At 69.1% G+C, this 12,612-nt stretch carries 11 protein-coding genes; 1 reads left to right on the top strand and 10 read right to left on the bottom strand.

Annotation, left to right across the window (positions count from 1 at the left end):
• Positions 1–118: 118 nt before the first annotated feature.
• From VSO01S_RS23760 to VSO01S_RS23730, 7 genes are read right to left on the bottom strand one after another with little or no spacing between them, the layout of a single operon-like run.
• Positions 119–1,291 (bottom strand): thiolase family protein, encoded by a 1,173-nt coding sequence (locus tag VSO01S_RS23760; protein ID WP_068645258.1) that lies wholly within the window; start codon positions 1,289–1,291, stop codon positions 119–121.
• Entirely contained in the window at positions 1,288–2,910 is a 1,623-nt protein-coding gene (locus VSO01S_RS23755) for an AMP-binding protein (protein WP_068645257.1), read from the bottom strand. The genes VSO01S_RS23760 and VSO01S_RS23755 overlap by 4 nt, the downstream gene beginning before the upstream one ends.
• Positions 2,911–2,945: 35 nt before the next feature.
• A complete protein-coding gene (locus tag VSO01S_RS23750) occupies positions 2,946–3,434 on the bottom strand; it encodes an aromatic-ring-hydroxylating dioxygenase subunit beta (RefSeq protein WP_068645256.1) in 489 nt (162 codons plus the stop codon).
• A complete protein-coding gene (locus tag VSO01S_RS23745) occupies positions 3,434–4,747 on the bottom strand; it encodes an aromatic ring-hydroxylating dioxygenase subunit alpha (RefSeq protein ID WP_068645255.1) in 1,314 nt (437 codons plus the stop codon). The genes VSO01S_RS23750 and VSO01S_RS23745 overlap by 1 nt, the downstream gene beginning before the upstream one ends.
• 36 nt (positions 4,748–4,783) lie before the next feature.
• Positions 4,784–5,779: a PDR/VanB family oxidoreductase gene (locus VSO01S_RS23740; protein WP_068645254.1), complete on the bottom strand. Its 996-nt coding sequence runs from the start codon at positions 5,777–5,779 to the stop codon at positions 4,784–4,786.
• Between the two features lie 17 nt (positions 5,780–5,796).
• Positions 5,797–7,299 (bottom strand): indolepyruvate oxidoreductase subunit beta family protein, encoded by a 1,503-nt coding sequence (locus VSO01S_RS23735; RefSeq protein ID WP_068645253.1) that lies wholly within the window; start codon positions 7,297–7,299, stop codon positions 5,797–5,799.
• Between the two features lie 29 nt (positions 7,300–7,328).
• On the bottom strand, positions 7,329–9,503 hold the full coding sequence (locus VSO01S_RS23730; RefSeq protein ID WP_068645252.1) for a thiamine pyrophosphate-dependent enzyme: 2,175 nt from the start codon (positions 9,501–9,503) through the stop codon (positions 7,329–7,331).
• Between the two features lie 75 nt (positions 9,504–9,578).
• Between VSO01S_RS23730 and VSO01S_RS23725 the strand changes: the two genes are divergently transcribed.
• Positions 9,579–10,124 (top strand): MarR family winged helix-turn-helix transcriptional regulator, encoded by a 546-nt coding sequence (locus VSO01S_RS23725; RefSeq protein ID WP_084242078.1) that lies wholly within the window; start codon positions 9,579–9,581, stop codon positions 10,122–10,124.
• 16 nt (positions 10,125–10,140) lie between these two features.
• Here VSO01S_RS23725 and VSO01S_RS23720 read toward each other — a convergent pair whose 3' ends face one another.
• The 3 genes from VSO01S_RS23720 to VSO01S_RS23710 all read right to left on the bottom strand — a co-directional run.
• Positions 10,141–11,016 (bottom strand): quinone oxidoreductase family protein, encoded by an 876-nt coding sequence (locus VSO01S_RS23720; RefSeq protein WP_068645250.1) that lies wholly within the window; start codon positions 11,014–11,016, stop codon positions 10,141–10,143.
• Positions 11,013–11,822, bottom strand: coding sequence for an alpha/beta fold hydrolase (locus VSO01S_RS23715; RefSeq protein WP_068645249.1), 810 nt, complete (start codon positions 11,820–11,822; stop codon positions 11,013–11,015). The genes VSO01S_RS23720 and VSO01S_RS23715 overlap by 4 nt, the downstream gene beginning before the upstream one ends.
• 10 nt (positions 11,823–11,832) lie before the next feature.
• A partial coding sequence (locus VSO01S_RS23710; protein ID WP_068645248.1) for a 3-hydroxyacyl-CoA dehydrogenase NAD-binding domain-containing protein occupies positions 11,833–12,612 on the bottom strand: 780 nt, incomplete at its 5' end.

Raw genomic sequence — 12,612 nt, 5'->3', positions numbered from 1 at the left:
GGGGGGGGGGGGGGGGCATGCGCGCCGCGTGCGTCGGATCGGCGGGATTGCCGGGGCAGCGCGTGCCCCCATCCCAGCCTTCCCCCAGAGGGGGAAGGAGAAAAGCCAGGGCCGCGGATCATTGCGACCTCCCCAGGATCACGGCGCCGGTGCACAGGCACCGGTCGTAGGTGACCATGCCGAAGCCGCACACCATGCCCAGCTGCGCATCCTTCACGGCGCGCTGGCCCGCCTGGCCGGTCAGCTGGCGGATCGCCTCGGTCATGCCGAGGAATCCGCCGGCCGCGCCGGCCTGGCCCACCGACAGCTGGCCGCCGCTGGTGTTGTTCGGAAAGCTGCCCGCGTAGGTCAGGTCGTGCGAGCGCACGAACTCGGGGCCTTCGCCCTTCTCGCAGAAGCCCAGGTCCTCGAACTGCATCATCACGATCACCGGGTAGTCGTCGTAGGTCTGGATGAAGTCGATGTCCTTCGGCTGCACGCCGGCCTGCGCATACAGGTCGCCGCGGTCCATGCGCCAGCCGCCCTGCACCATCACCGGGTCTTCCGCGAAGGCGTTGTGGCGCTCGATGGCGCCGCGGATCACGGCGTAGGGCAGGCCCAGCTCGCGCGCCTTGTCCTCGCTCATCACCAGGAAGGCTTCGGCGCCCGCGCAGGGCATGACGCAGTCGAACAGATGGATGGGGTCGGAGATGGGCCGCGCCGCCATGTACTCCTCGAGCGTGAGCGGCTTCTTGAACAGCGCGTTGGGGTTGGCCAGCGCGTTGGTGCGCTGGGCCACGGCGATGCGGCCGAAGTCCTCGCGCCGGGCGCCGTAGGTGCGCATGTAGTTGTCGGTGATGAAGGCGAAGATGGAGTTCGGCCCGCCCGAGCCGTACGGGTAGGTCGCATCGCGCGCGAAGTTGCTGAAGGCGCCCAGGGTCTGGCGGAAGGAGTCGACATGGTTGGTGTCGGCCGCCACGCAGGCCACCACGTCGGCATCGCCAGCCTGCACCGCACGGGCGGCCCGGCGCAGGCACATCACGCCCGAGGCACCGCCGGTGGGCACATGGTCCAGCCAGCGCGGCGAGATGCCCAGGTGCTGGGTCACCCCCACCGCCGTGTCGGGCACCAGCGAGAAGCTCGACAGGCACAGGCCGTCGATCTCTTCCTTGGGGATGCCGCTTTCCTTCACCAGCGCCGCCAGCGCCTGGCCGATGAACCAGTGGGCCGTGTGGGTGGAGTAGCGCACATACGGCACCGTGACCGGCACCGCGACAGCCACGCCTTCGTAGGACAGGCGCCTGCTGCTCATGGCTGCCTCTTCTTCATCGCGCGCGTGTCGATGCAGCCGCCCTGCCCCGGCAGCTCGCGCGCCAGGTCGCGCAGCTGGCCGCGCTGGATCTTCTGCGAAGGCGTGAGCGGCAGCGCATCGACGAAAGCCACGTAGCCCGGCGCCTTGTAGTAGGCGAGCTGCGCCAGCGCATGGTCGACGATGCTGGCAGCCAGCTGGGCGGGGTTGTCGTTGCTCACGTCCTCGCGCAGCACGATGCAGGCCAGCACCTCGTCGCCGCGCACTTCGTCGGGCGTGGCGGCCACGGCGGAGGTCTTCACGGCCGGGTGCTGGTTGAGCACGCTTTCCACTTCCACTGCCGAGATGTTCTCGCCGCTGCGGCGGATCACGTTCTTCTTGCGGTCGACGAAGAAGAGGTTGCCCGCTGCGTCGCGGCGCACCAGGTCGCCGGTGTGGAACCAGCCATCGGCCCAGGCTTCGTGGGTGGCGGCTTCGTCCTTGAGGTAGCCGGAGAAGAAGTGCTTGCGCGGGTCGTCGCCGCGCGTGCGCACCAGCAGTTCGCCGGGCGCGTCGACGCCGACCTCCTGGCCCTCGTCATCGACCAGCTTCATGTCCATGAAATCGGGCTGGCGGCCGAAGCAGCTGCTGCCCACCAGGCGCGGCTCGCGGTTGGCCATGATGCAGCCGCCCGCGCCGGTCTCGGTCATGGCCCAGGCCTCGACCAGCGGAAAGCCGAAGCGCTCTTCGAAGGGCGCATGGTTCTTCTTGTCCACGCCCGCGCCGAAGCCCCAGCGAATGGCATGGTCGCGGTCCGCCGCCGACGGCGCCGCCGACAGCAGCATGGCGGGCATCACGCCCAGGTAGTGGACGATGGTGGCGCGGCTTTCGCGCGCGCTGGCCAGCCAGCTCCTGGGATGGAAGCGGTCCAGCTGCACCAGGCAGCCGCCGGCCGTCAGCACCACCATGGTGGAGAAGGCCATCGCATTCATGTGGTTGAGCGGCAGCGGCGTGATGACGCGTTCCATGTCCGGACGGATGCTGCACACGCCGTCCAGCCGCGCATACCACTCGCCCGCGCGCAGGAAGTAGTCGTTGCTCAGGATGCAGCCCTTGGGCCGGCCGGTGGTGCCGGAGGTGTAGAGCAGCGCGCATTCGGTCTGGGTGCCGATCGGCTCCGCAGCGCGCGGTGCAGCCGTCGGCGCCTTGGGCACTGCGTCGTCCGCGCCCATGGTGGCGAAGGGCACGCCGGCCTGCTCGGCGGCGGCGCGCAGGTCGGCGGCGCGCTCGGGCAGCGTCACGGCCAGGCCGATCTCGCTGTGGCCGATCAGGTAGATGAGCTCGGCCGAACGCATCTCGGCATTGATGGGCACCACGCTCACGCCCAGGGCATTGAGCGCGAGCCAATGCAACAGGAAGGTCGGGCGGTTTTCCAGCAGCAGGCCGACGCGGTGGCCGTGGCCCCAGCCGGCTTCGCCGTAGGCCTGGCTCAAGCGCTCGACCTGCGCGGCGGCGTCGCCCCAGCGCAGCGCTCCGGCGGCAATGCCGTAAGCCTTGGCCGTGACCGACTCGGTGAACAGGAACTCGGCCTGCGGCGTGCGGGCCGCGGTGGCGGCGAATACAGAGTGGACAGTGCCGTGCATGTCAGTGGCCTTGCGGTTTTTCTCCCTGGTCGCGCTCATATGAACAGCTGCACCGCCGGCAGCGCGGCGTCGCAGTTCAGGATGTTGACCCGCTTGAGGGTCATGCGCAGCGCGCCGTCCACCTGCTTGAGGTGGTGGAAGAAGGTGCCCACATAGAACTGCAGCTCGTCGCCCTGCGACTCGGTGTAGTGGAACTCGGTGCGCACCACGAACTCGTTGGCGGCTTCGTCGAAGGTCTCCACCGTGGGCACCTGCAGCAGATGGTGGCAGCGGCTGGGCGGCTGCTGCGAGAAGGCGCGCGGGCTCTTCAGCCGCTCGATGCGCAGCTCGCGCAACAGCTTGTCCTCGTACATGTGCGAGCAGTGGTTGATGCCGTCTTCCTGGTCGGGTGCGGCCGGCACCCAGTAGAAAGCGTCGTCGGTGAAGAGCGCGTTCCACTCCTCATAGCGCTTGGCGTCCAGCAGGCGCGACTCCTGCACGACGAAGTCGATCAGGTCCTGGCGGGTGATTGCGGTGGCGGCCATCACATGGTCTCCGTCATTCTTTGGGCCCAGGCGCGGTACTGGTTGCGCATCGGCAGTTCGTTGGTGCCGCCGGTGGTCTGCTCGCCACCCTGGAGTTCGGCCGGGTCGAAGTTGCGGTGCAGGCTGACCCATTCGTTGCCGCTGGCGTGCAGGCCGGCCTGCATGCCGCGGTAGGCCTGCAGGTCGTCGTGGCCCACCACCGAGAAGGGCGAATTGATGAGCCGGTTGTACATGGCGGTGCGCTGCAGCAGCTCCGGCGGCGCGCCCTTCAGGCGGAAGGTCCAGCTCTCGATCAGCGTCTTGTCGGCCGAGATGGGCTTGACCACGCGGATCGCCTGGATCGCGCCCTTGATGGTCAGGTTCGGGTAGTACACCGTGTTGTGCCGCGCCATGCCCAGGATCTGCGCGGTCTTCTCTTCCCCGTAGCGCGCCTTCATGGCGTTGTCGTATTCGGGAATGGCCGAGTACTTGCTGTGGATGCTGAAGTTGACGCCGGTGAAGCTGTGGCCGTTGTCGTAGGTGCGGATGCCCATGTCGTCGAAGAACTTGTAGTCCGACATGAAGGGCACGAACTGCTCGATGGCCATGGGCTTGGGTGCGTCGGCCGGCTTGTCGGCCCACATGGTCTTGGCGGTGCCGGCCGAAGACTCGTGCGCCACCATGGGGTGCATGGTGTCGTTGAGGTTCTCGACGAACATCTTCCAGTTGCACTGGTGCATGAAGCGCAGGCAGCCGCCGGCAATCTCCAGCTCGCCCTCGGGCGAGCGGTCGGCCATGTTGTCGATGGAGCTAAGCGAATCGCCGAAGTACTCCTCGAAGTCCGGCCCGGCATCGTTGATCTTCACGAAGATGAAGCCGCGATGGCTGCGCACGTTCTTCACCACCGTGAGGCCCTTGGCCGACTCGCACTCGTGCAGGTTAGTGCCCTCGTAGCCGTTCTTGAGCGGAATGGCCAGCAGCGAGCCGTCGGTCTTGAAGGTCCAGGCGTGATAGGGGCAGCGGAAGAACTTGCCGGTGTTGCCGCAAGGCGCGCTCACCAGTCGCGAGCCCTTGTGGGCGCAGCGGTTCATCATCGCGCGCACCGAGCCGTCGCTGTGGCGCACCACGATCAGCGGGCGCCCGGCAATGTCGGCCTGGATGTAGTCGCCGCTCCTGGGCAGCTGGCTCTCGTGGCCGACGTAGTTCCAGGTGTTGGCGAAGAAGTGCTCCTGCTCCAGCTCGAACAGCTCCTGGCTGATGTAGAGGTCGCGGTGCACCCGGTCGGGCTGCACCAGGGCACGGATGCCCTCGGGGTTGCCTCGATAGCTCGTCATTCGTGGGTCTCCTTGAATTCGTCGTCGCGTGTGCGTTCAGATGTCCAGCACCAGGCGCTTGCCCTTGCAGCGCGAAATGCAGATCTGCATGACGTTGCCCTCGGCCTTCTCGCGGGCCGTGAGCACGTAGTCGCGATGGTCGATCTCGCCTTCCATCACCGGCGTGGCGCACACGCCGCATTCGCCGCGCTTGCAGTCATACATCGGGTCGCAGCCGTGTTCGATCAGGCAATCGAGGATGGTCTGATCGGCCGGCACGGTGTAGGTCTGGCCCGATTGCGCCAGCACCACCTCGAAGGCGTGGTCGCCCTCTTCCACCACCGGCTCGGTGAAGAGCTCGAAATGCACGCGGTCATGCGTCCAGCCGCGCGCCTGCGTAGCCGCCAGCACCGCGCTGAGCATGACCTTGGGGCCGCACACGTAGAGCTGGTCGCTCGCTTCGCAGCCGTCCAGCAGCTGGCCGATGTCCAGCGGCGCGCCTGCTTCCGCGTCGGCATGCACCACCAGGTCGTCGCCGAGCAGCGCCTGCAGTTCGGGCAGGTAGGCCATCAGGTCCCGGCTGCGGCCGGCGTAGTGCATGCGCACCGGTGCGCCCTCGGCCTTGCGGCGTGCCGCCATGCTCACCAGCGGCGTGACGCCGATGCCGCCCGCGATGAGCACCGCGCGCGGCGCACCGGCATGCACCGGGAAGTCGTTCTTCGGCGCTTCGATGAGCACGCTGTCGCCGGCCTGCAGGCCCTCGTGCATGAAGCGCGAGCCGCCGCGGCCGGTGTCCTCGCGGCGCACCGAGATCAGGTACTCGGTGGGCGCGTCGGTGGCGTCCATGCGCGGCGAGGTGTTGATGAGCGAGTAGTGGCGCCAGTCCTGCTGGCCGTCCGCCAGCTTCACCTGCACGCGGACGTGCGCACCGGCGCTGTAGGCCGGCAGCACGCCGCCGTCGGCCGCGGCCAGGCGCAGCATGCGGATGAGCGGATTCAGGCTGCGCGCCTCGACCACGCGCAGGTTCAAGGTGGCAGGTGCCGGATGGGTCATCCCTGGGACTCCTTCGTTCAGCCCAGCGCGTACTGCGCCAGCTTGGCTTTCAGCTGCTTGCCGTGCTCGTCGGCCAGCGCCGCGTCGCGCAGCTCGCGCAGGGTGGCCGGCGCCAGGCTGGTGCCGGCGCGCTGGGCCGCCTCCATCAGCAGCTGGTAGTTGCGCTTGCCGCGCTCGTGCGTGTCGCTGTAGCCCTTGACCAGCCGCTGGCACTGGGCGATTTCCAGGGCCAGCGCGGGGTTGAAGGCGGCCGCTTCGGCGATGCGCGCCAGCCATTGCTCGATGAGCGCGTTCTCTTCCGCGAAGCGGGTGGTGCTGCGGCGCCAGCGGCTGGCGGCAGCCACGCAGCGCAGCATCAGGTAGCCGCGCAGCGAGCTGGTGCGCACCACGCGGCCCTTTTTCGTCATGCGCTCCACCAGGCGGCGCGGCGTGCCCGAGTTCTGCAGCCAGCGGCCCAGGCCGCCGGGCAGCGTCTCGCAGATCTCCTGCAGGCGCGGATGCATGTATTCGTTGATGGCGACCAGCTGGTCATCCTTGGCGCCCGATTCGCCGCGCACGCGCTCGAAGCGGCTCGCGCGGGTCTTGAGCGACGCGACGCGCGCCGTGTCCTCGTAGGACATCCACAGCGCCAGGTGGCGCGCCACGGCTTCGTTCAGGCGGCCGCCGTCGTCGGCCTTCAGGGCCTGGATGGCCTGCACGCGGTCGAGGTACTGGCCGGCGTAGTCGGTGTCCTGGTAGTCGATGAGGCGACGCACGCCTTCCAGAAGCGTAGGCTGCAGCGGGGCGGCAAAGTTCTTGCGCACGCGCTCGACCAGCGCACGCACGGCCGGATGCGTGGGCGCCGGCTCGCGCTGCGCCGGGGCGGCCGCAACCTGCTCGGGCTCGCCTTCCTGCTGGGCCCGCTCGAAGGCGCCGCCGAAGGCACGCAGGCTGGGCTTGACGCCCACGCCGCCGCGTTCGATGGTGGCCTCGAACTGCGCGCGGCTGAAGGGCAGCACGCCGGTGCCGGCCAGCGCGCCGAAGAGCACGGCGCTGATCACGCTGCCGCTTTGCTCGGCGGCCTGGGCCATGTCGAAGCGCACGAAGCGCTTGGCCGCGCGCTGCGCATGGGCCAGCAGCTGCGTGCTGTCCACGCGGCCGTCGCCCATGGCGGTCTTCTCGGCAATGGAATAGACGCGGTGCGTGGAAGCCACCAGCGTGGTGCGGTCCGGCGTGACCAGCCCGCGCTGCACGGCGCGGCCGGCTTCCATCAGCTCCGAAGCCAGCACCACGTCCACGTCGCCGGGCAGCGGCATCAGGGCCAGCACCGGCCGGCCGCCGTCGGCCTCGGCCCGCGCGCGCGGGAACAGCTCGACGTAGTAGATGGTGGCGCCGGTGCGCTGGGCCACGCCCGGCACCGAGGTGGTCTGGGCGATGTAGCCGTTGTGTTCGCCGAGGTCGACGATCCAGTCGGCCAGCACGCCGCCGCCCTCGCCGCCCATGGCGAGGATCGCGATTTTTATGGGTTGCGCTGCGTTCATCGTAAGGGGTGTTTCTTGTTCTTGCGGTTTCAGAACGCGTAGCGCTCGCGCCGCCTGGCTTCGCCGCGCTGCAGCCAGCCGATGACGGATGCGCGCACGCGCTCGCGCAGGCGCTCCCAGCCGCTGGGGTTGCTCACCACCTGCGCCTTGTAGAAGGAGGGGCACAGCACCGCGGCATGCGAGACGTCGCCGCAGTTGCCGCAGCCCACGCAGCTGTCCAGCACGGTGGCCACCGGGTCGCTGCGCAGCGGATCGGGGTTGGGCTTGATCGACAGCGACGGGCAGCCGGACAGGCGGATGCAGGAGTGATCGCCGGTGCAGGTGTCCGAATCCACGCCGAACTTCTCGCGCACCACGCGTTCGCCGTTGGCAATGGCCTTGCGCACCAGCGGCTTCTCGCGGCGCTGCTTGTTCAGCATGCACTCCGACTGGGCGATGAGCACCTTGGGCCCCTTCTCCGTGGTGGTGAGCGCTTCGCGCAGGGTGTCGCGCATGGCGGCCACGTCGTAGGTGCGCTTGTGCGTCTTGACCCACTTCACGCCCACGCCGCGCACCGCCTGCTCGATCTCGTGGCCGGTGCTGCGCGTGGCGTTGTTCGCCTTGGACGAGAGGATGTCCTGCCCGCCCGTGGCCGAGGTGTAGTTGTTGTCGACGACGATGGTGAGGTTGTCGCTGCGGTTGAACACCGCATTGGCAATGCCGCTGGTCAGGCCGTTGTGCCAGAAGCCGCCGTCGCCCATCACCGAGATGGCGCGCTTGCCCGCCTGCACGTTCAACGCGGCGGCGCCTGCCGCACCCAGGCCGTAGCCCATGGTGGTGTTGCCCAGGTGGAAGGGCGGCAGGATGGAGAACAGGTGGCAGCCGATGTCGGCGCTCACATGGTGCGGGCCCAGCTCGCGCTCCACCAGCTTCATGGCGCTGAAGATGGGGCGCTCGGGGCAGCCGGTGCAAAAGCCCGGCGGGCGCGCGTGCACCACGGCCTCGATGGGCTGCTCGGGCGGTGCAGGCAGCTCGGCGGGCGCGGCCGCCAGCGGGATGACCTTGCGCACCGGCTCCTGCTTCGGCAGGGGCTGGATGCGGCCGTAGTGCTGGAAGAAGGCGCGCGCGCCCTTGAGCAGCTCGGCCGCGGTGTACTCGCCGGCCACGGGCAGCAGGTCCTTGCCATGCAGTTCAGCCTCGACGCCGGCCTGGCGCAGGATGGTCGCCACGTTCTGCTCGATGAAGTTGGGCTGCCCCTCTTCCACCAGCAGCACGGCGCGCTTGCCTTCGCAAAAGCGGATCACCTCGCTGTCGATGACCGGGTAGGCCACGTTCATCACGTACAGCGGCACCTGCGTGTTGCCGTACACGTCGGCCAGGCCCAGGCGCTCCAGGGCGCGCATCAGCGTGTTGTAGCTGCCGCCCTGCACGATCACGCCCAGCTCGCCGCTGTCGCCTTCGAAGAATTCGTTGAGCTTGCGCTCCTCGATGAAGCGCACCGCGGCGGGCCAGCGCTGGCGCACCTTTTCCTGCTCGTGCACGAAGCTGGCCGGGGGCAGCACGATTCGGCTCACGTCGCGCTGCGGCTGCTCCAGCGCATCCTTGAGCGTGAACTCGGGCGGGCGGTTGGCACCGGCGATGAACTGGCCGTGCACGTGGCAGGCGCGGATGCGCAGCTGCAGCATCACCGGGGTGCTGCTGGCTTCCGACAGCTCGAAGCCGGCCTTGACCGCCTCGACGATGGACGGCAGGTTGGGGCGCGGGTCCAGCAGCCAGATCTGCGACTTCATCGCAAAGGCATGGCTGCGCTCCTGCATGATCGAGGAGCCTTCGCCGTAGTCCTCGCCCACGATGATGAGCGCGCCGCCGGTGACGCCGCCCGAGGCCAGGTTGGCCAGCGCGTCCGACGCCACGTTGGTGCCCACCGTGGCCTTGAAGGTGACAGCGCCGCGCAGCGGATAGTTGACCGACGCGGCCAGCGTGGCGGCCGCGGTGGCCTCGCTGGCGCTGTTCTCGAAGCGGATGCCCTGCTCGGCCAGGATGTCCTGCGCGTCGGCCAGCACGTCCATCAGGTGCGAAATCGGCGCGCCCTGGTAGCCGGCCACGTAGGCCACGCCGGATTCCAGCAGTGCCTTGGTCACCGCCAGAATGCCTTCTCCGCTGAACACTTCGCCTTCGGCGAGCTTCAGCTTCTTGACTTCTTCGACAAAGGAACGCTCAGCCATGCTGCTCCTTGAAAACCCTCGGACAGAATCAGTCCGCAGGGCGTATATTCTTTAGAACTGAATCTATCCACAATCATGAATAACCCTAGACATGCAAGCAGCGTGCCCGCGAAGACGCCACGCCGAAGCCCCAGTGCGGCGGCGCAGGCACAGTCCAGGCGCCGCTTCGTCGAGGACTACCTGGCGGCCCTGCTGGCGCAGGCGAGCCACCTGATCTCGTCCGAGTTCCACAAGGTGGCGCGCGAGCACGGCTTCTCGGTGTCGGAGTGGCGGGTGCTGGCCTCGCTGGCAGGCGGCGACGCGATCAGCATCGGGCGCCTGGCGCAGATCGCGGTGATGAAGCAGCCCACGGTCACGCGCATGCTCGACCGCATGGCCCAGCGCGGCCATGTGGAGCGCCTGCCCCACGAGAGTGACCGGCGCATCACGCTGGTGCGCATCACCGACGCGGGCGAGCGCACGGTGGGGCGGCTGATGGAGCTGGCGCGTGAGCACGAGATGCGCGTGCTGGAGCCCTTCGGACTGGAGAGTGCCGAGGCGCTGAAGAACACGCTGCGCCGCATGATCGAGCTGCACGAGCATGCGCCCGGCGACGAGGCGGAAGACGAAGAGGACGAGTGAGCTGCGCGTGCCCGCGTCAGGGCACCAGCACCGCGCGGCCCCGATGGCCGCGCTGCGTGATCCATTGCATGGCACGCGCCGCATCGGCCAGCGCGAACTCCGTCACCTGCAGTTGCAGGCGGCCATCGGCCAGCCGGGCCAGCAGTTCGGGCGCCGCGGCACGGCCTGCGGCATCGCGGCGGAACATGTTGAGCGGCAGCAGGCTCACGTCGCGCTGCAGGAAGCGCGCAAGGTCCAGGGTGATCTCGTTGCCCGCGGTGTAGCCGACCAGCACGGCGCGGCCGCCCGCTTCGACACGCTCCAGCGCTGCGGCCAGCACCGGGCCGCCGACGGTGTCGATCAGCACATCGGCTTTCGCATCCGCACCAAGGGCCCCAGGCTGCACCGCCATGGGCTCGGCACCCGCATCACGCGCAAGCTGCATGCACAGCGAACCCACCGCGCCGCTCGCACCGCTGACCAGCACGCGCTCGCCGGCACGCACCTTGGCCACTTCGTACAGCGCGACCCATGCGGACGTCGAAGGAGAGAAGAAGGCCGAGCCCAGCGCCATGGGCACGCCCTCGGGCAAGGCGCCGATGGCGGCATCGGGCGCATCGATGATCTCGCGCCACGTGCCGTCGAAGCGCGTGCCCAGGCCCATGCCGCGGATCCACACACGCTGGCCCGGGGCGAAGGTGTCGCTGTCGAGCACGATGCCGGCGCCCTCCACGCCCGGCACATAGGGCAAGGCCTGCGGAGTCATGAACTGGCCACCCCACACGGTGCGGTCGATGTGGCCCACGGTGGCGGCGCCCATGCGCACCAGGGTGCGGCCGGCGGTGCGGACCGGCTCCGGCACGTCTTCCAGCCGGGGCGGCTCGTTCCAGGCGTGGACACGCATGGCTTTCATTGCAATCCCTCCAGAAAGTCGAGCACCGCGCTGGCGAAAGCGTCAGGCAGTTGGTCGGGCAGAGGCACCATGCCGCCCTCGATGTCGACGATGCGCGCATCGGGCAGGTGCTCGGCAAGTTCCGCCGCATGCGGCGCCGCAAACGGGTCCTGGGGCGCGCGGATCAGGAGCACCGGCTGCGTCACGCGGCCGAGGCGATCTTCCATGCGGTAGCTTGCGACCGCGCGATGCCCGCCCTCGATGTCGCCCGATGCCTTGAGGCCGTCGAGCACGAAAGCCTGCAGCAACTCGGGCCGGCCTGGCGGATAGAAGCCCTGGCGGTTGCGCCACATCTGCACGAGGTGCGCGCCGTCGTCCTTGTGCTCCACGGCGTCGATGGGCGGGCGCTTCTGGCGGGCGATGCGGAAAGCCTCGTCGGTGTAGGGCGTGGACGACAGCACCACCGCGCCCACCTTGTGCGCAAAGCTGGCCGCCAGTTCCACCGCAATCACGCCGCCGGTGTGATGGCCGACGACATGCGCGCGCTCGATGGCCAGCGCATCGAGCAGTTCCGCCGCCACGCCGGCCCAGCGCTCGATGCTCGGCGGCCAGGGCGGCGGCGCCGAATCGCCGAAGCCCACCGTGTCCATGGCAATGGCCCGATAGCGCCGGCCCAGCAGCGGCAGCACCTCGCGGTACTCGGCCCAGCTGCGCGGGCTCTGGTGCAGCAGCAGTACGGCCGGCGCCGATGCATCGCCGCATTCGGCATAGTGAACCTGGCCCACCGACAGGTCGGCGAAGGCGCGGCGAACGGGTGGCAGGTTCATGCCCTTGCGCTTACTCGCGCGTGGCTTGCGCCGGCGCGCGCCACAGTCCTGCGTGCTTGAGCATGCCCAGCGTGCGCAGCAGCACGTCGCCCCGATAGGCTGCGACGTCGCGGCCGGTGTAGTCGTAGAAACCGCTGCCCGTCTTCAGGCCCAGGCGCCCTTCTTCCATCATGCGGCCGAGAATGGCCGGCGCCTGGTAGCGCGCGGCGTCGATGGAGCCCGACATTTCGCGGCTCGCGTGATGCAGGATGTCGGCCCCGCCGAAGTCGATGAACTCCACCACGCCCAGCGCGGCAAAGCGCAGCCCCAGGCCGTAGCGCGTGGCCTTGTCGATTTCCTCGGCGGTGGCGGCGCCCTCCTCGATCATGCGCGCGGCCTCGTTCATCACCAGCGCCTGCAGGCGCGGCACGATGTAGCCGGGCGTGGGCCCGCACACCACCGGCAGCTTGCCGATGTCTTCCAGCACGGCCTTGGCGCGTGCGAGCACGGCGGGGTCGGTGCCGTCGTGGTGGCTCAGCTCCACCACCGGAATCACATAGGCCGGGTTGAGCCAGTGGATGTTGAGAAAACGCTCCGGGCGCTCGACGAACTGCGCGATCTGCGTGACCAGGATGCTGCTGGTGGTCGAGGTGAGGATGGCGTCGGCCGGGCAATGCGCATTGATGTGGGCGAAGGCCTCGCGCTTGGCCTCGAGCGTCTCGGGCACGCCTTCGAACACCAGCTCGGCGGCGGCCAGCGCCTGCGGCGCAGCGTCGGCGCGCACGAGCTGCACGCGCTGCGCGATGGCCGG

Origin of the sequence: Variovorax soli NBRC 106424 (assembly GCF_001591385.1) — a bacterium.
Lineage (GTDB): Bacteria > Pseudomonadota > Gammaproteobacteria > Burkholderiales > Burkholderiaceae_C > Variovorax > Variovorax soli.
Note: the sequence above shows the minus strand (reverse complement) of the source record. Positions and strands in the feature narration are given on the sequence as shown.